Annotated in this window: 17 protein-coding genes and 1 tRNA gene; 7 read left to right on the top strand and 11 right to left on the bottom strand. The window is 37.7% G+C overall.

The annotated features are described in order from the left end of the window. The first annotated feature begins 61 nt into the window (after positions 1 to 61). Positions 62 to 1,072 (top strand): A/G-specific adenine glycosylase, encoded by a 1,011-nt coding sequence (mutY, locus tag MRY82_03385; protein MCI5071974.1) that lies wholly within the window; start codon positions 62 to 64, stop codon positions 1,070 to 1,072. Here mutY and MRY82_03380 read toward each other — a convergent pair whose 3' ends face one another. After that, a complete protein-coding gene (locus MRY82_03380) occupies positions 1,073 to 1,918 on the bottom strand; it encodes a hypothetical protein (protein ID MCI5071973.1) in 846 nt (281 codons plus the stop codon). A gap of 80 nt (positions 1,919 to 1,998) precedes the next feature. Next, a complete protein-coding gene (locus tag MRY82_03375; protein ID MCI5071972.1) occupies positions 1,999 to 2,607 on the bottom strand; it encodes a hypothetical protein in 609 nt (202 codons plus the stop codon). A gap of 139 nt (positions 2,608 to 2,746) precedes the next feature. On the opposite strand from MRY82_03375, the gene MRY82_03370 reads away from it, so the two are divergent. After that, positions 2,747 to 2,833 (top strand) — tRNA-Leu (locus MRY82_03370). 263 nt (positions 2,834 to 3,096) lie between these two features. Here MRY82_03370 and MRY82_03365 read toward each other — a convergent pair. Together MRY82_03365 and MRY82_03360 are read right to left on the bottom strand one after the other, a co-directional pair. Next, a complete protein-coding gene (locus MRY82_03365) occupies positions 3,097 to 4,914 on the bottom strand; it encodes an ABC transporter ATP-binding protein/permease (protein MCI5071971.1) in 1,818 nt (605 codons plus the stop codon). 158 nt (positions 4,915 to 5,072) lie between these two features. After that, positions 5,073 to 5,873, bottom strand: a complete 801-nt coding sequence (locus MRY82_03360) for a hypothetical protein (protein MCI5071970.1) — start codon at positions 5,871 to 5,873, stop codon at positions 5,073 to 5,075. Positions 5,874 to 5,950: 77 nt separating this feature from the next. Here MRY82_03360 and MRY82_03355 point away from each other — a divergent pair, with 77 nt between their 5' ends. Both MRY82_03355 and MRY82_03350 read left to right on the top strand, forming a co-directional pair. Continuing rightward, complete coding sequence (locus tag MRY82_03355; GenBank protein MCI5071969.1) at positions 5,951 to 6,391, top strand: hypothetical protein; 441 nt, start codon at positions 5,951 to 5,953, stop codon at positions 6,389 to 6,391. A 191-nt stretch (positions 6,392 to 6,582) separates the two neighbouring features. Beyond that, positions 6,583 to 7,908, top strand: a complete 1,326-nt coding sequence (locus MRY82_03350; GenBank protein ID MCI5071968.1) for a right-handed parallel beta-helix repeat-containing protein — start codon at positions 6,583 to 6,585, stop codon at positions 7,906 to 7,908. A gap of 15 nt (positions 7,909 to 7,923) precedes the next feature. Here MRY82_03350 and gltX read toward each other — a convergent pair whose 3' ends face one another. After that, the gene (gene gltX, locus MRY82_03345; GenBank protein MCI5071967.1) at positions 7,924 to 9,306 is read right to left on the bottom strand and encodes a glutamate--tRNA ligase; all 1,383 of its coding nucleotides are present in this window, start codon (positions 9,304 to 9,306) and stop codon (positions 7,924 to 7,926) included. A gap of 410 nt (positions 9,307 to 9,716) precedes the next feature. On the opposite strand from gltX, the gene MRY82_03340 reads away from it, so the two are divergent. The 3 genes from MRY82_03340 (at position 9,717) to MRY82_03330 (ending at position 12,812) form a co-directional block, all read left to right on the top strand. After that, positions 9,717 to 10,214: a hypothetical protein gene (locus MRY82_03340; protein MCI5071966.1), complete on the top strand. Its 498-nt coding sequence runs from the start codon at positions 9,717 to 9,719 to the stop codon at positions 10,212 to 10,214. Positions 10,215 to 10,218: 4 nt separating this feature from the next. After that, a complete protein-coding gene (locus tag MRY82_03335; GenBank protein MCI5071965.1) occupies positions 10,219 to 11,367 on the top strand; it encodes a matrixin family metalloprotease in 1,149 nt (382 codons plus the stop codon). A gap of 68 nt (positions 11,368 to 11,435) precedes the next feature. Then, positions 11,436 to 12,812 (top strand): FAD-dependent oxidoreductase, encoded by a 1,377-nt coding sequence (locus MRY82_03330; GenBank protein ID MCI5071964.1) that lies wholly within the window; start codon positions 11,436 to 11,438, stop codon positions 12,810 to 12,812. Positions 12,813 to 12,916: 104 nt separating this feature from the next. Here MRY82_03330 and MRY82_03325 read toward each other — a convergent pair whose 3' ends face one another. The 6 genes from MRY82_03325 to MRY82_03300 are packed head-to-tail and all read right to left on the bottom strand — an operon-like array spanning position 12,917 to position 18,112. After that, on the bottom strand, positions 12,917 to 13,210 hold the full coding sequence (locus tag MRY82_03325; GenBank protein MCI5071963.1) for a YkvA family protein: 294 nt from the start codon (positions 13,208 to 13,210) through the stop codon (positions 12,917 to 12,919). Between the two features lie 11 nt (positions 13,211 to 13,221). After that, complete coding sequence (locus MRY82_03320; protein ID MCI5071962.1) at positions 13,222 to 14,121, bottom strand: DnaJ domain-containing protein; 900 nt, start codon at positions 14,119 to 14,121, stop codon at positions 13,222 to 13,224. Positions 14,122 to 14,142: 21 nt separating this feature from the next. After that, entirely contained in the window at positions 14,143 to 15,024 is an 882-nt protein-coding gene (locus MRY82_03315; protein ID MCI5071961.1) for a RimK family alpha-L-glutamate ligase, read from the bottom strand. Positions 15,025 to 15,027: 3 nt separating this feature from the next. Further along, positions 15,028 to 15,282, bottom strand: a complete 255-nt coding sequence (locus MRY82_03310; protein MCI5071960.1) for a hypothetical protein — start codon at positions 15,280 to 15,282, stop codon at positions 15,028 to 15,030. Next, positions 15,249 to 16,595, bottom strand: coding sequence for an exodeoxyribonuclease VII large subunit (xseA, locus tag MRY82_03305; GenBank protein ID MCI5071959.1), 1,347 nt, complete (start codon positions 16,593 to 16,595; stop codon positions 15,249 to 15,251). The genes MRY82_03310 and xseA overlap by 34 nt, the downstream gene beginning before the upstream one ends. A gap of 8 nt (positions 16,596 to 16,603) precedes the next feature. Then, complete coding sequence (locus MRY82_03300) at positions 16,604 to 18,112, bottom strand: GGDEF domain-containing protein (GenBank protein ID MCI5071958.1); 1,509 nt, start codon at positions 18,110 to 18,112, stop codon at positions 16,604 to 16,606.

Genomic DNA, 18,112 nt, shown 5'->3' with positions numbered 1-18,112 from the left:
ATTAACTGTCTTTGAACATCGTTTAAATCCAATGAACATAAGCCAATTTCAAAAGCAGCTGATGTCTTGGTATAAAAAATATGCTCGTGACCTACCTTGGCGTCGTACAAAAAACCCTTATTACATATGGTTATCCGAAGTCATGCTTCAACAAACTCAGGTCAAAACTGTTATTCCTTATTATAAAAAATTCATTCAAGCCTTTCCAACAATAGAAGACTTAGCACAAGCTTCAGAAGATAATCTTATGCAATACTGGCAAGGCTTGGGCTATTACCGAAGAGCCAAACATTTGCATCAAGCCGCAAACCAAATTGTATCTAATTATGACGGCAAACTACCACAAACTGCACAAGAGCTCATTCAACTCAAAGGCTTTGGAGAATATACCAGTGCCTCAGTTGCTTCTATTGCGTTTGATCAAGCTATAGCTTGTGTTGATGGCAATGTAAAACGGGTGATGGCCAGACTGTTTGCCGATGATTCCAAACCCTGTGAAAAATCTCAATCGCTATTGGATGAAAAAAATCCGGGTGATTACAATCAAGCCATCATGGAATTAGGAGCCACTGTTTGCACTCCAAAAAACCCTCAATGCTTATTATGCCCAGTGCAGAAACAGTGCACTGCTTTAAAGAAGGGGCAAGTGGATCAATTTCCTATAAAGGCCAAAAAGATCAAACAAAAAAATATTTATGCGGCAATTGTATTGGTAGAGTACGAAGGACATTTTTTAATGCAGAAACGTACCCAACCTGGCCGCTGGGAGAATTTATGGCAAAACCCCAGCCTGGAGAGTGAAAAAAAACTATCACACCATACCATCCTGCACTGGTTAGAGAGCATTACAGAGAAACAAAGCTCAAACTTAACATCCGTTGCCAATATCAATCATCAATTGACCCATCAAAAAATTATTGCTCAAGTTTTACATTTAAATTTAAAAAAAAATCTAAACCTCAAAACATTAGCCTCACAAGATTATCAGTGGATTAAAAAAAACAATTTAGCTACTCTGGGGATTTCAACCTTTCAAAAAAAGGCTTTTAAAAATTTTGGTATTATAATTTAATCATGCTCGATTGCATTGAATGATGGTGTCTATACGTTGCAGTAACTCTATTTTTTTTTCATAAAATATTTCAGTTGGACTCTGTGCAGAAAAATCAACAAAAAATAAATTGTGACGGTCTACAACTCCATCCAGCGTATCAACAAGCTCATCTTTATCTATCTTACGATGTACAAGTAACATAACAACCTGAATATGATTTGTTGCCAACATATGGGCAAAAAAGTCTTTGCTTTGTAGAAAAGCTTCCTTGAACACATCGTCTTCTTCTAACACAAAGACCAAAACCTTTTGTTGATTTATGTCTGTATTGATGACCATCTGTCTTTCTATGCCAATCCTTAATGCTAGAGGTAAAAAGAGATAAGAGTTTAAATATGAAAATTTTTCAGTACGGGTGATATCAAAATTGTCTATTTTGTTTTTCATTTCAAACTGAGATCTTGAAGGAGAAAGCAGCCAATGCTGTGAAGGCTTATAATCATAGTTTTTAAAATCAATGACTGGGAACCAGTCTTCTTCTGGCGCTTCTCTTCCCTCAAAACCACCACTGTAATCAAAATTTGCATGGTAGCTTCCAAACAAATGCTTGTTCTGACCATAATGATCTTGCTTGGTGAGCAGCCCAAAGATGTCTTTATCTAACTGTTCATACTGCTTAGATAATGCTCTTAGTGTTTTTAAACGTTGTCCGCTAATTTTTTCTTGCCAAACTTTTTTTGAAAAACCTTGTTGTAAAAGAACTGTACTGTAACAAGGTAACTCCTGAGCAATAATTATTTTTTCAATACCCAAACCTAGAAAAAACAAAGTAATAAATATTAACTTTATAAGATTGTGTTTCATTTATAGCTCACTGAAAGTCGTATTGTTAAATAACTACAGCTTATTTTATAAATATCTTAAATAGCCCATAGGTCATTAAACTAGGGTTTAAGACAGCAAACTCTTCCGTCCCTTGGCTTAGGAGGCTGAGGAATTTTCTTTGGATCTTTTTTACACTGAGCCGACCATGTTTTGCTAAGGAGCTTTTTAGGATCTTTAATTTTGGAATACACTTGTAAACCTTTGTTGGTTTTTAAAAAGGTTTTGTATACCGTTAAGGGTCTGTCTTGGTGATAGACTTTACCTTTAAAGGTCAACTCTTCTTGACCCATTTCTTTACCCATAGCCATGGACCAGGCATGCTTAGAACTTAAACAAATTTGTCTATAAGTTTCTTCATTGGCTACATAGTCATAATAACACTGGTTTTGATAGATATCCTGATTGTTGTAACGCATGGATACCCATGATTTTTCTAAATCATAATCAATGATCATATGATCCACGTAGTTTTTTTCATTTTGGATCTTACCAAGCTTATTGACTTCCTCATCGGATTTACAAGTCCACTCCCCCAATAAACTTTTAAAATAATGATCTTCTGCTTTAACTGCCGTTTTCTTGGCTTCATTGGCAAATCCAGTATTGGCTAATCCAACCAAAATAGCCAAAAAGCCCATACTCAAAATAAACATGTGTTTTTTCATCATGTTTGATGACATAGCATGTCGAAAAGTATATTGTAAAGCCCTGTTTTTAATAATTATTAATCCTGGTCTATACCCCGCTTTTCATATTTTCATTGGCTATTTATGTCATATGGTCTATAAGAATGACTCAATTCTAAGTGCCTGGGTGGTGGAATTGGTAGACACGCTAGCTTGAGGGGCTAGTGAGAGCAATCTCGTGCTGGTTCGAGTCCAGTCTCAGGCACCATTCCCGCTTCGCTCTTTATTTAAGAGGGGGCCTTGCATAAGTTACTGTAACAACAAGTTGTAACAATAACTAAAAACGCTTCCCCCTCGCAAGCAAAAAACGTCGTTTTTGCTTGCTCACCCCCTGCGCGCTCAACCATATAAAATAGTTTCGCGTAATTAACCAATAGTTAGACACTCAGCCTGGTTAGGAGGAACAAAAAGCACTGCTTTTTGTGACGGAATACTGGGAGCATCGTCTTCAGACGATGCGAGAGACCAGTCTCAAACATCTTCATGTTGGGGTAAAAAGCCGCCGGCTTGCATGCTCCATAGTTTGGCGTAGTGGCCATCTTTTTCAATCAATTGATCATGACTGCCATCTTCAATGATTTTGCCTTCATGAAAGACAATGATTCTATCCAAATTGGCAATGGTGGATAAACGGTGCGCCACCACCACCACGGTTCTGCCTTGCATTAAAGTATCAAAAGATTCCTGAATGGCTTTTTCTGTGACCGAGTCCAAACTAGACGTGGCCTCGTCCAAAACCAAAATACGCGCATTTTTTAAAATGGCTCTGGCAATGGCAATACGCTGACGTTGGCCACCAGAGAGCTTAACGCCGCGTTCTCCCACCAAAGCTTGATAGCCTTCTGGAAGTTGCGTAATAAAATCATGGGCTTTGGCCGCTTTGGCGGCTGCATAAACCTCTTCATCCGTTGCATCCAGTTTGCCATAACGGATGTTTTCCAACAAGGTTCTGTGAAACAGCATAGGCTCTTGCGGAATCATACTCACTTGCTCACGTAAACTATCTTGCGTGCATTTTGCAACGTTCTGTCCGTCCAATAAAATCTGTCCAGAGTTCACTTCATACATGCGCAAAAGCAGATTAATAAAAGTTGTTTTTCCAGAGCCAGAAAAACCCACCAAGCCCACGCGCTGACCAGGCTCAATTTTTACACTCAACTGCTCAAATACCGGTTTATTGGGCGTGTAAGCAAAATTAACATCATCAAATTTAATCTCCCCTTGTTTTATTTTAATTGGCAGAGCATCCTTTGCATCAATGATTTCATGGTTTCTAACAATGATATTGACACCATCGGAAATATTGCCCATGTATTCAAAAAACTCTAAAAAGCGCCGACTCAGGCCACGGGCATCATTAATGACCACCAAAGCCAAGCTGGTTATCATAGCAAACTGGCCCACTGAAATTTCATTCATGACCCAAAAACGCAAAGCCAAAACAATGACACCGATTTGCAAAAGCATGGTGGATAAAAATTGAAACCAACGCATGGCTTCCATAAACCAATAGGTTTTGCGTGCTGCCTTTACTTCTAAATCAAGGTAGTTGTCCAAATAACTGCGCTCAAAACCTAGCTTGGCAAAAATTTTTGTATTGAGTGAGTTGGTCACAGCATCAACAATTTTACCACTGAGCGTACTGCGCGTTGCTGCATGAGCTTTGGCATATTTTTGACAACGCTTGGCCAATAAAAACGATACCATGATATAAATAATGGTCCATAAGCCAAAGGCCAAAGCAAGCGTAGTATGCGTGGTATACATCAAGTACATGGATGCACTAAAGCTCACAACAACCGGCCAAAAATCAAACAGTACGGTCCAAGTGCTGTGATTCACAGCTTGCGAAATTTCAGAAATTCTATTGGCCAGAGAACCAGAAAAATTACTGATAAAAAAACGCTGTGAGTGAAACTGCAAATAATTAAACACCGTTCTTCTCACTCTGCGCCGTAAAGCCGGCCCCGTCATCACCAAAATACTGCCACTGGCCCGACTAAATAATAATACCCCTAGGCTTAGGCCAACAAATAAAGTTAAAGCCGGTTTCAATGTTTGTAGGGCTTCACTAAAATGACCACTAACACTTGTACCTGTATCAATCAATTGTCGTATGGCGTAAGGAACCAAAATCTGACACATAGCCTGACCCATTTCAAAAACAAACATGCCTATCAGAGGCCACCTGTAAAAGCCTAAAAAATACATGACAAAGGCCCACGGCGTATTGGGCAAATGCGGCGCCTGTGGATCATGCCTCAGTTCTTTTTTTAATGACTGCTTCATACACTCCCTATGCATTTAAAAAACGATCAACCACTTCTTTAAAGATTGCTTCATTATTGAATGTTGGATTTACAGCAAACAACATTGAGTCAATTTTTGTTTGGGTAAAGAAAAAAGTGAGAAAAATTCTTTTGCCATCGAACACATACAAAAAAAACTTATGTAAGTTTTTTTACACAAAGATGCAATGGAATAAAACCATTTTGCTGTAAAATGTTTAAACTTTTTTCATTGTTCAACACCACACCCGCTCCCATGGCATAATGCTCATTATTTTTTAAAATCCGTGTGATGTGGGCATGAATGATTTTTCTTTCTTGTTTGGGTAAACTTTGCTCTATCCAGCGATGCGGATCAAGAGCCTTACCTCCAAAGGGTGGCCAATCAAAAATCTGCATTGAGTAATGACCCACAATTACATCGTTTTTATAAAACAAATACTGTGTTTTATCTTGATGAAACTCCAAACCTTTACTGAATTTTTCTAGCTGCTGTTGTTTAACTTTTTGAGGATAGCTTTTTAAAACAACATCAAGGTATTGTTCCTGCCACTTTTGGATCAAAAATTCCTTTTCAAAGTCTCCTAAACGATTCATTTTTTTAAATTTTATTTTTCTTAACTCTATAGCAGGCATGTTGGCTTGCTCAGGAAAAGTTGTATCTTTCAAGCGCCCACATCCATACCAAGCATAATATTGATTAACATCCAAAACTGTTGGGAGTCGCCTTTGCTGTAAATGAAAATCATAAGAAAATACAAAGCGTAGGATACCGTCTTTTAAATATTGCTGAGCTTCATCGATCAATCGTAAAAAGTCTGCTGCTGTTTTTGGCTGTTTTAAATTAATGCATGCTTTACCTTGAACCAAAAAAATCTCTTCATCATCTAGCTCTATACCACTGACACCATCGAAAAAATAATACAGCTTGTTCATTAGCATTTGTTCAAAAGCACGCATAAAGAACTTTATAAACAATTTCCTGGCATGGGTCACTTTTTCTGGACGTCCATAGCAATCAGTTTTATAAGGTGCCTATGACACAACAAAATATTACCAATATTCTTTTATCGATTATTGCTGTTTTACTCCTCATTATGGTCTTACAAAATCAGGGGCCTATTCAAATGCAATCCAAAAATACACCGCCTCCTTACCCACAAGAATCCAGTTATGATCAAGATCCGCACGCTGGTCATAACCATGGTCCAGATGTTTCGCATGATCCGCATGCTGGTGATTTTAACCCCTCTGAAATGGTCTATGCCGCCTTAAATTGTCCGAGTGATCCAACACTGCCTTTGGCCTCTCCATCTTGTTCTGACAAAGCTGCCAATGAGAGAAGAAAAGCAGTGGACAATGCTTTTGCTCAAGGCTTGACCATTTCCAAAGTCTTTGATGCCATCATTGAAAAATACGGTATGAACGCCCTAACGCCTGAAGCTCAAGAAATTATTAAATCTCGTCAAAACCAATAAAATTGAGCTAACTCAATCTCTTTTCGATGCGCGCTTCACACTGAGGCGCGCATTTTTTTTGCAATTTATAATCTTCGTCAACATAACAACAACTTAAGTCTTTGAAATTATTAGACTTAAAAAGCTTATTTTAAGCCATTGATCTGCAAATTTTGCAGAGTTGCGCTAAAAATAAGCGTTTAAGGGGATATGTGCAAAAAACACTTAGCATTATTTTAACATCATACCTTTTGCTTTTTCTCAATGCTTGCAAGATAGAAAATGCAACCATCAATGCTTTAAAGCAAAGTCCACCTTTAGATTTAGGTAGAGATAACGATAATGATACATCACCCAATCAACACCTTTTCCCTATTCCTTATCAACTTGATAATTGTGACTGCACACAAACGATAAGCCCAAACACCTCTTTTATGGATGCTCAAGATTTTAATCCTGGAGATGTGCTATGCTTTGATGCTCAACAAGGTTCAACACGAGGTCCCATAAAATTTGATAACTTAAATGGCAATGCTCAAAATCCTATATTCATTAGAAGTTGTAATGGCTCAGTAACAATAAGATCAACAAACTCGCAAGCTGCCATTAAAATTTTGTCGGGTTCTTATTTTAGAATCAGTGGTATGCAAAGCAACAGCACTTTAGGCATTGCTTTAGATGCACCAAATTCACCGCATACCCTTGCTATTGGTAAAGCCCATCACTATGAAGTGGATAATATACATATTCAATCTTCTTCATTTGCAGGGATTATGGCAAAGGTTGACCCCTCATCTCAAGACTGCCACATCAATGACCGACGTTACGATAACTATGTTATGGACACTGTATATATTCATGACAACTTGGTTGAAAATGTTGATGGTGAAGGGTTTTATTTAGGCAATAGTTTTTTTACCGGTGTGAGTGATCAGTACTGCGCCAGAAATAGCGCCTGTGACCTTTCACAATGTGATGGCATTCAATACCCTCACCTGCTAAAAAATATTCATATATTTGACAATCATATAGAAAATACCGGTTGGGATGGCATACAAGTAGGATCGGCCATTGAAAATTGTACCATAGTCAACAACACAGTTATCAACTGGTCTACAGCAAACAGAAGCAGTCATAACCATGCCATCCAAGTTGGAGATGGCTCTTCCTGTACTATTGAAAACAATATTTTGGATGGGGGTGGTATTGGAATTCATTTGGCAGGCATTGGAGGCAGTTTGTTAAGAAACAATAGCATTCAAAATTTCAATGAATACGGTATCATTGTCAATCCAAGACCGGCACCACTTGACTCAGATTTAAATGGGAGTTTGTACAAAGGTGGGTTCTCAATTGTAGATAATACCCTTGTATCCAACATCAACACTGGTCCAGCCATCAGAGATGTCAATGTTCCTAGCAACCCTGTACCTACAACTGGAAACCTTATTGAAAACAACAGCATTACTTCTTTGGGACCCTTTTTTCAGCTCAATGGTCGTTACAACTGGCAAGAGATCAATAACCAAACCAACTAAGTGAGTAAAAAAAACTTATGCGCCAACAGCCTTTAAGCGTTGCAGACTGCGATCTTTGCCAAGTATTTCAACAATCTCCATGATTCCTGGACTGTAAGGCGAGCCGGTAAGGGCTATTCTCAAGGGCTGTCCTAAAAACTTAAACTTGATGTCTAGCTCTTTTAAGGTTTCATCAAAAATACTTTTGATATGATCATGATCACAGGTCTCTATTTTTTCTAACTTTTCACGAAACACTGCCATAATCTTAACAGACTCTGGGGTTATGAATTTTTCTTTCACACCTTCAAAGAAAACCAAGTCATCGTGAAAGTAAAATCTGGCCAATTCTGCCAGTTCTTTGGTGGTTTTGGCTCTATCTCTCAAAGCATTAAGCGTGGCAAAACCTTTAGCGGTATTTTTGCGTTCATCTGGAATACCAATAAAATAATCCACTTGTTCTTGAAGAACGCTTTGATCGGCTTCTTTGATGTAGTGCTGATTCAACCAAATCAGTTTTTCTTCATTAAAAATACCGGCAGATTTACCAATATTGTCCAAGCTAAATAGATCTTCTAAGTCTTGTGCAGAAAAAATTTCTTTATCTTCATACGACCAGCCCAAGCGCACCAAAAAATTAACCATGGCATGTGGCAAGTAGCCCATATCTCTGTACATTTGTACGGCCGTAGCACCATGACGCTTAGACAAACGCTTTTTATCCTGACCCAAAATCAAAGGAACATGCGCAAAAACAGGTAACGCTTCTCCCAATGCTTTGTAAAGCAGTATTTGTTTGGCTGTATTGTTCAGGTGATCATCACCTCGGATGACATGCGTGATGTTCATATCCAAATCATCGACAACATTGACAAAATTGTAAGTGCATGTTCCATCGGTTCTGGCTACCACAAAATCTTCCAGTTCTTTGTTTTGATAGGTGGTTTTACCCTTCACCTGATCGTCAATTACCGTTTCACCTTCTGGCACTTTAAAGCGCCAAACAAAAGGTTTGTCTTGATCTTGGTTTTTTAATTGTTCTTCTCGGCCATCATATTTTGGTGTTTTTCCAGCTTGTTTTAAAGCTTCACGTCTAGCATCCAGTTCCTCTTTGCTTAAAAAGCACTTATACACTGCTCCGGTTTCAATCAAGCGTTGCAAATACTGCGCATAAATTTCATCACGCTCACTTTGAAAAAAGGGGCCTTCATCTGCGTGAATGCCCAACCAATCTAAACCTTCTAAAATGGCCGCAATGGATTCCTGGCTGGAACGCTCTCTATCTGTATCTTCTACACGGAGGATAAACTGTCCTTTATGCCTTTTGGCAAACAAATAATTAAAAAGGGCAGTTCTGGCACCGCCTACATGCAAATAACCGGAAGGACTGGGGGCAAATCTAACTCTTACTGACATCATACTCTTTCTTTAAAAAACGTTTAATCTTCCAATAGTTGTAAATAAACTGCTGGCCATACATGCTTTTGATACAAAAAAATTTAAAAAGCAATCAACTGTATTTTGCCTATAGCACAGCCTATACATATCACCAACTCAAAACAAAACATTAAAAATGTAAACTTTTGTTATTTTTGGAAACTTTTTTTACTTTTATCTTGATTTTCACTTTTTTTACGCATATAGTTAAAGTATAGAAGTTACAAAAAATGATTATTTTAAATAAAATTCTTTAATTTAAAATAGTTAGAAAAGGAGGAAATTTGCAAAATATATCAAAAATCCTCATCGCTGCTGCTCTTATTCTTTTTAATGTCCCCTCTGCCTTAGCCTCGTTGGTCGAATTTTTAGACACTGCTCAAATGACGAATATGTCAGAAGCTGTCCGCGTCGGTAAAGTTACTCGCACCTACTCTAGTTGGGATCCGGAAAATAAAATGATCTACACTTATGTTAAACTTAACGTCTCTCAGACCGTAAAAGGTGAACCCGCCAAAGAAGTTCTTATGAAAATTCCTGGAGGAGAATCCAATGGTGTACAAATGCGCGTTCATGGCGTAGCACACTTTAAAAAAGGTGAAGAAACCATGGTTTTTTTACGCAACCATCAAGGCGCACCTACTGTTGTTGGCATGGCGCAGGGAAAGTACATTGTTAGCACCGACCCCCAGTCTGGAAAAAAAATGGTTTCAAGACATCTGCCAAAATCATTGGAGTTTGTCCAAAATAAAGCTGTCCAACAAATTCAAGGCTTACACAAAGCCCACACACATCAACATGAACACGCTGTAACTGTAGAGAATGACAGCATGGAACTATCAGAGATGGTTCACCATATTCAAGAAGCCATGGAAAAGGAGGTTCACTAGCCTCATGCCCAATACGCAACTTTACCTCATCATAAGCATTATTTTAAGCAGCCCCTGGGCTTTTGCATTTAAAATGATTTCTTTCAATGGTAGTGTTGCCCGTTGGCATAACAGCGTTGTAGATTACGTGATTGATTCTAGAGGCAGTGACAACTTTAGCGGTGGCTGTGATAGCCATGGACCCTGTGAAAGCGAACGCCAAGCCATCAACAAAGCTTTTCAAAGCTGGGAAAATATTGACCATATCAATTTAAAGTTTAATGAGCAAAGTTCAAAAACCATCAGCAGAACCGGATACAACAATGAAAACTCTATTAAATGGGTAGAAAGCAACTGGACCAGTCAATCTTTTGCACCCAGTTCAAGAGTTATTGCTGTCACCGTACAAACCTTTAAAACATCCAACAATGAAATTTTGGATATGGATATTTATGCCAATGGTCAGTATTTTGAATGGGGTGTCATCAACAGTGCCACTGAAAGAAATGCTGGCAACATCATGGATATTCAAAACATCTTTACCCATGAAATTGGACATGGAATTGGCATAGATCATAGTTCAGAAAATTTTTCAGAAAAATCAACTGCGCATTATTTGGCGACCATGTTTTACGCTTCTGGACCTGGAGAAACATTTAGGCGGGATTTGGAAGCCTTAGATATTGCTGCAGCTCAACATGCTTACAATAACCAAAGCTTACCCAAACCTTCTGTTGATCACATTTCACAAAAAAGCTTTAACTTAAGTAACCAGTATATTTATCAGGTCAATATTGAAGGCAGTAATTTTAGAAACACCACATTGGTTTCTTTAAAGGTGGGGATTTACAATGATGACTTGCAAGCAAAAATCGTTAGTCAAGACAGTGACAGTATGTTGGTTGAGTTTAATTTTTTAGGCATGCCCAGTGGAACTTATGATTTAAGGGTTGCCAACAGCTATCAAGATAATGATTTAGCCATCGTTTCAGATGCAATTGTGATTGAATCACCTTATGCTGCCGCTGAAGAATACAGTAACACCACAGATCCTCTTGCAGATAAAAAAGCTTGCCAATCCAACAGCTCTCCTTCCTTGATTATGTTACTTTTAACCGTATTAAGCATGCTTATTATACAACGAAAATCAATACGTTTATCTCATGCAGCTTAAGACTTGTAAGATAATAAACTTTAAAAAATAGTTTTCGTAGGCTAAAGATTGTATAGTCAATGCTTTGTATGACGACGATCGCCAATAAAAAAATTTCTGAGCCCATTGTTATTGTTGGCGCTGGTATTACAGGTTTGGCCAGTGCCTATTTTTTAAAATCAAGTCATAGACCGGTATATATTATTGAAAAGTCATCACAAGCTGGGGGGCTACTCTCATGCTTTGAACATGATGGCTATAAACTTGAAAAATTCTACCACCATTTTTTTAATGAAGATGCGGAGCTAAAACACTTAATCAACTATCTTGACCTTGAGCAAAAATTTCAGTCTTTTCAAAGTAGTGTTGGCTTAGAACATCAAGGGAATATTTTTCCTTTTACAACTGCCAAAGATCTTATCAATTTCAAACCCCTTTCTTTCTTTAACCGTATTCGCTTTGGTCTTTGCTCTCTCGTTCTTGGTAAATTTCTTAATTGGCAAAACTACCATAATGTTCCTGCCTACGATTGGTTTTTAAAATATCTTGGCAAACAAGCCACAGAAATCATTTGGCAACCGATGATGCAAGGAAAGTTTTCTGATATTTATAAGACTATTCCTCTATCGTGGTTTATTGGTCGGCTCAAACAACGCATGAGCAGCAGAAAACAGTCCGGTGCTGAACATTTATCCTATATTGTTGGAAGCTTAGAAGTGTTTATTGTGGCATTAATTGAAAATTTACAACAAAACAATGTTCACATTATTTATGAGGATCAAATTGAATCTATCGTAACGCAAGACAATGTTATCCATAACATCAAAACACAAACCGGCTTCAGTTTTGATCACCCTTATCTTATTTTAACAACTCCCACACATGTATCAGCCAATATTTTAAAAAATGCTGATCCACAATTAAGCCAAAACCTTCAAAGCATAGACTATTATCATGCACACTGCATGGTCTTGATTTTAAAAAAATCTTTATCTCCTGTGTATTGGCTCAACATCACTGACAAAGAGTCTCCCTTTGTTGGTATTATTGAACATACAAAGCTCATTCCCAAACATCACTATAACAATGACCATATTGTTTATTTAACCAAATACAGTTTAAAAACCGACCCATTGGTCATGATGCGTGAAGATCAAGTGAAGCAGGTTTTTATGCAACATTTAAAGAAAAAGTTTCCTGATTATAATTTTAATAAAAATTTAAGTGAAACTTTTCTTTTTCATAGCTCAACAGCTGCGCCAGTTTTTCCATTAAATTTCGATCAAAAACTACAAAACTGTCAGAGCAAGCTGAAAAATTTTCATCTGGCCATGATGCCACACGTTTATCCTGATGAACGCAGTGTCAATAATGCGATAAGAATTGCTTACAACACCTGCAAAAAAGCAGGCTTTCACCTTGCCCCATTGCCACAAGGCAACAATATTGCCGCAAAAATTATATAGCAGTAGCAGTAAAAGCCTTTTAGTCTTATTACTCTATTTTGTCCCAAACAATTTAGTTCGTTGATCTATTTTGACCAATTGCAAAAAAATAACAGATTTTTGCTCTAGCTTTTAAAGTTTTTAATATCTACTTTTAGACTTCTAAGAAACCACAAGAATACTGTTAAATCATCAATTTGACCCAAAACAGGAATAAAATCAGGGAGTATATCGGTAGGCAATATAAAATAGCCAATGGCCAGAATAAGTTTTAAGTATGTTTTTCCACTAAACACCTTGATTTTACCTTTGAAAACAAGGCCTACCATCTGTTTAAGCAAGTGAATATCTTTGACAAAACTTTGCATAAAAGAGCTTTGTTTTATTTTGTTTAAGACTCTCTTCTTTTTATCTGTCATGGCCCACTTCTTTACGGCTTGAGATTATTTCTTTTAGCGAACTGCTCAATGAGCTGTTTTGATTGTTCATCAATCTTTTTTGGAACTTCAATGACAATTTCTACAATCTGATCGCCGCGTTCGCCATTGTTTTTATAGACGCCTTTACCTTTCATGCGCATTTTGGTTCCACCTGATGTTCCAGGCGGCAAAGTCATTTTACTGCTGCCATCAATGGTGGTTACATCAATAACGCTTCCCATGATTGCTTGAAAAACATTCACTTTAGCCTTAACGTAAATTGTATCATTTTTGCGCTCAAAAACAGAGCTGGGCAAAATACTGATTTCAATTACAGCATCCTGTTGATTGACGGCTTTGGCCAGTCTAATCTTTTGTTTATTTTTTATGCCTTTAGGAATGTTGATTTTTTTTTGACTGTTACCAATCTTAACGTCAACTTCACCACCTTTAACAGCCGTTAAAAAATCAATATCCAGTTTATAGACGGGCATGCTTTGCTGTTGCTGACTAGCGCCTCGGTATGCTTGACGTTGTTGACCAAAGCCTCTACCAAATAAAGGTTCAAAAATATCTTCCAGGCCTCCCATATCAAAACGGAAGCTCTGCCCTCCAGGGCCGCCAGCGGATGAAAATCCACCACCGCCTGCACCGGCTTGACGGAAAAAATCTGAAAAATCAAAATTAGAGTTGAATTGATTGTGCCCAACGGCATCATATTGCTGGCGTTTTTTCTCATCACTGAGAACTGCATAAGCTTCGGTGACCTGCTTAAATTTATCTTCAGCAGCTTTATCACCTTGATTGACATCTGGGTGATATTTTTTAGCCAATGCTCGATACGCTTTTTTTATTTCTTGTGCCGATGCGTTTTTACTTACACCTAAAATATCATAAAAACTTTCTGCCATAACCAATACTCACACCACTCTTTATTTTTTTTCACTGTATTTCATTGCGTGTTCCAAAATTATTTTTGCAATATTAACACCTGTGCAACCTTCTATCCCTTCTAAACCAGGAGAAGAGTTCACTTCTATCACTCTTGGACCTTGTTCGGATTCCAAGATATCCACACCAGCAACCTCTAAGTTAACAGTTTCACTGGCTTCAATGGCAATTTTTTTAATACTTTCAGGCAAGTCAATTTTTGTTGTCAGGCCACCCCGATGAAAGTTTGACCTAAAATCACCAATGCGTGCTTGTCGGCGCATACTTGCAATCACTTTACCTCCAACCACGACGACACGTAGATCCTTGCCTAAAGATTCCTTAATACACTCTTGTATTAAAATATCTTGTCCAAGGCTCCACAAGGTATCCAAGGTTGCTTGCATGTTTGCAATGTTTTCAACCAGCATAACACCAATACCTTGTGTACCACTGAGTAACTTCAAAATTACTGGAAAGCCACCCACTGTTTTAACTGCTGATGACAATTCACTAGGTTTTCTAATAATCACCGTTTTAGGAATGTCAATGTCCTTTTGGCTTAAACGCTGAATACAACTCAATTTATTTTTGGTAGTTGAAATAGCAGAGTAGCTATTTAAGACCGGTACTTGCATCATTTCAAATTGAGAGACTACAGATAAACCATAGTTGGTGATAGACGCACCTAAACGCGGAATAACACAGTCGACAGGGTGAAAATTTCTTCCCTGGCGAATAATATTAGGAGATTGCTTACCCAAGACCATATCAAACTCAGCTGGATCACAAACTTGTAATTTAATATCCAGCTTTTTGGCCTCTTCATGAAAACGCTTGTTTGAATAATTAAACTTATTTCTTGATAAAACTAAAAAATTCATTGCCTACTCTTGATAAAATTTCTGCCAATCAAACGCCAAAGACTTTAAGTTGTCATCACTTAAATTAGTGATGTTTGCATCTACCCTATAAACGGAAAAGTTCTTCTTGCTCTTACTGGTCAACAAATCTTTATAAACATCCTTAGCTTTTGCCAATAAATTCAGCATTTCAAATACATTTTCCGACTGTTTCCTAATCTCTTGGTAAAGTTGGGTCAATTGTTCTAATTGTTGCTTTTGATTTTTGTGACTTGACACTCAAACTCTCCTTTAAACATATGGATCTGTAAAATATCCTCTTTTTTTAAGTTTTGCGTTTTACTTATGATTTTACCTTTTTGATCTTTAACCACACTGTAACCTCTTTCTAAAATAGCCAGAGGGTTTAAAGCCGACAATTGGCCAGCAAAATTCTCAAACTTTGCTTTTTTAGGCTGCACACACTGTTCGAGCAACAATTTTAATTTCATCGGATAATGTTCAAACAAGCGTTTTTTGACCAACACATTTTCTTTGCCCATTTGCATCAACTTGTCTTTAAGTAGGTCCAATCGCTGCACTTTCATCCCAAGTATTTCATAAGGATCTTGAAGCACCCTGGCTTTTAATAGTTTTTCTAGGCGCTGAGATAAATGTTCTTTTTTCAATACAATGTAATCAAACATGGCATGCATCAAGGCTTGCGCTTCTTCATAGAAACTGACCATATCTGGAACTGCCAACTCAGCTGCTTGAGAAGGTGTTGCAGCTCTTTGATCAGCAACAAAGTCTGCCACTGTAAAATCTGTTTGGTGTCCAACAGCAGAGATAATAGGTATTTTAGATTCACTGATAGCTCTGGCCACTTTTTCTTCATTAAAGGCCCAAAGATCTTCCATAGACCCCCCACCGCGACCTACAATTAAAACATCTGTCTGATCACGAGCCACCGTATTAAACCATTCTATGGCTTGGCTAATCTCATGCTGAGCGTTATCACCTTGAACACTAACGGGGTACAATAAAATTTTAACATAGGGGCAACGATGTCTAACCACATGAATGATATCACGAATCACTGCACCTGTAGCTGAGGTAACTACACCAATACTTTCTACGCTTTGAGGCAAAGTTTGTTTTTTATTCTGATCAAACAAACCTTCTTGCTGTAATTTTTTTTTCAGTTGTTCAAAACGTAAATGAAGTTCCCCCACACCGGCAGGCATCACATCTTCTATGGTGAATTGATAATTGCCGCCTTTTTCCCAAAGATCAATCCTTCCACCAACAATAATTTCCATGCCTTCACTTAATTCAAATTTAAGCTTTGCATTGGCACTGCGGAAAAAAACACAGGTCAGAACAGCTTGCTCATCTTTGAGCTTAAAATACATGTGGCCTGATTGATGTCTTCCCCTGTAATTGGAAATTTCACCTCTAACCCAAATTTTTTTTATGCCGTAGGATTGCTTTAACAACTGCTTGATACCAGAGGTCAACTCTCCTACCCCATAAATTTTACGAGACTCTGGGTCTATTTTTTTTTCTTGTTTTTGCTGCTGGGTTTTTTCAGCGTATTCAAATAAATCCACATCTCACGCTAAATCGACTGAGAAAATAGGTCAACTGATCTTTGCTGTTCTTCTTTATTTTTTTCAATAGCAATATCATGGCTGAACAAAGTCGCTTGGTTACGTCCATTCATTTTTGATTGATACAGAGCTTGATCTGCTTGAGAAATTAGCTTTTCCTTGTCTTGTGCGCTTTGAGGAAAACTTGCAATCCCCATGGAGACTGTAATGCTCAATTGATAGCCTTTAAGATCAAACTGAGTACTGGCAATATCTTTAACGATTCTATCAGCCCAAATATGAGCTTCTTTAGAAGCGGTATTGAGTAAAATTAACGCAAACTCTTCACCACCATACCTAAACACATAATCAATTTTTCGTACGGACTCCTTAAGCTTTTTGGCAACGCACTTAAGCACTTCGTCTCCTACTGGATGCCCGTATTGATCATTAAACTGTTTAAAATGATCAATATCCAGCAAAACGACACTAACATCTCCTGGGTGCCGCTGACAGCGCAATAACTCAGCATCCAAAATATCCTGAAAAGAGCGGTGATTTAAAATCCCTGTTAAACCGTCTGTGGTGGCCAAAGTTTCTAAGCGATCAACCATTTTAGCATTTTTGATGGCTACCGCAGTGTGTTGAGAAAAAACTTCCAACATGTGCCTTTGTTCAAATGATAAGGCATCTGCTTTATTATGCATGATGACTATTGCGCCAATTTTTTGTTTTTGAACCTGTAAAGGTACAATATAAACAGACTCATAATCATTAGAATAGTCTATAGTGTTTGGAAATAGTACTGAACGCCCACTGCGCAGTTTGTAATCTGCATAGTATAAAGATTTTTGATTTTCTATCACCCAAGAAACCAAGTTTTGTCTAAAATCAAGATCAAAACTCTGATCTTTGATCCTTTGTTGCAAGCTCATGACCAAACAGCACTGATTATCATGTTCATTGTAAGCAATAACATAAGCTTCATCACATTGACTCATCCTCTGGATAGAACTGATAGCACTTGCATACACTTCCTCTAAACGAAAACAACGATTCAAGCGCTCTCCTGCCTCAACATAATGCGCAAGCTCTCTCTGAAAATTTTTAAATTTTTGTTTTTCCTTTGAATAGTCAAACTCATAAACAATTTGTTGAGAAAGAAAGTTCAAGAAGCTTTCTACTTTTTCTAAAATATCTTTTTTTTCAGAAAAATCTAAAAGTACCACTCCTAAAAAAACTTCTTTTTTTTTGATGGGTACCAGCCAGACACAACTTAGAGGTATTGGCTGCTTATATAGTCTACTGTCATACAAGACTCTGGTTTGTGTGATACAGGTAGGTGTATCAATTCGTTGTCCCAGTTTAAAAATGCCTTTATTTTTTTGTGGACGTTCATCTAAGACCTGGCTTGAGCTAAAACCACATGAAAAGGTGAAACAATCTTCAAAACTTTGGTAAGCAAAAAAGCTACCACTTCTGGCACTACAGGCATCAACCGCCATTTTAATTAGATTTTCTAACCCTTGCTCAGCCAT

It is taken from the genome of bacterium, from assembly GCA_022763185.1.
Taxonomy (GTDB): Bacteria; Bdellovibrionota_G; JALEGL01; order JALEGL01; family JALEGL01; genus JALEGL01.
The sequence above is the reverse complement of the archived record's forward strand: the minus strand, read 5'-3'. Positions and strand labels throughout refer to the sequence as shown.

Bases quoted from the DNA above. Each gene is read 5' to 3' on its own strand.
- MRY82_03330 (MCI5071964.1), top strand. From the start codon at position 11,436: ATGACGACGATCGCCAATAAAAAAATTTCTGAGCCCATTGTTATTGTT.
- MRY82_03300 (MCI5071958.1), bottom strand. From the start codon at position 18,112: ATGGCTGAGCAAGGGTTAGAAAATCTAATTAAAATGGCGGTTGATGCC.
- MRY82_03375 (MCI5071972.1), bottom strand. From the start codon at position 2,607: ATGATGAAAAAACACATGTTTATTTTGAGTATGGGCTTTTTGGCTATT.
- mutY (MCI5071974.1), top strand. From the start codon at position 62: ATGTCTTGGTATAAAAAATATGCTCGTGACCTACCTTGGCGTCGTACA.
- MRY82_03325 (MCI5071963.1), bottom strand. From the start codon at position 13,210: ATGACAGATAAAAAGAAGAGAGTCTTAAACAAAATAAAACAAAGCTCT.
- MRY82_03380 (MCI5071973.1), bottom strand. From the start codon at position 1,918: ATGAAACACAATCTTATAAAGTTAATATTTATTACTTTGTTTTTTCTA.
- MRY82_03360 (MCI5071970.1), bottom strand. From the start codon at position 5,873: ATGCGTGCTTTTGAACAAATGCTAATGAACAAGCTGTATTATTTTTTC.
- MRY82_03320 (MCI5071962.1), bottom strand. From the start codon at position 14,121: ATGGCAGAAAGTTTTTATGATATTTTAGGTGTAAGTAAAAACGCATCG.
- MRY82_03340 (MCI5071966.1), top strand. From the start codon at position 9,717: ATGTCAGAAGCTGTCCGCGTCGGTAAAGTTACTCGCACCTACTCTAGT.
- gltX (MCI5071967.1), bottom strand. From the start codon at position 9,306: ATGATGTCAGTAAGAGTTAGATTTGCCCCCAGTCCTTCCGGTTATTTG.
- MRY82_03315 (MCI5071961.1), bottom strand. From the start codon at position 15,024: ATGAATTTTTTAGTTTTATCAAGAAATAAGTTTAATTATTCAAACAAG.
- MRY82_03365 (MCI5071971.1), bottom strand. From the start codon at position 4,914: ATGAAGCAGTCATTAAAAAAAGAACTGAGGCATGATCCACAGGCGCCG.
- MRY82_03355 (MCI5071969.1), top strand. From the start codon at position 5,951: ATGACACAACAAAATATTACCAATATTCTTTTATCGATTATTGCTGTT.
- MRY82_03335 (MCI5071965.1), top strand. From the start codon at position 10,219: ATGCCCAATACGCAACTTTACCTCATCATAAGCATTATTTTAAGCAGC.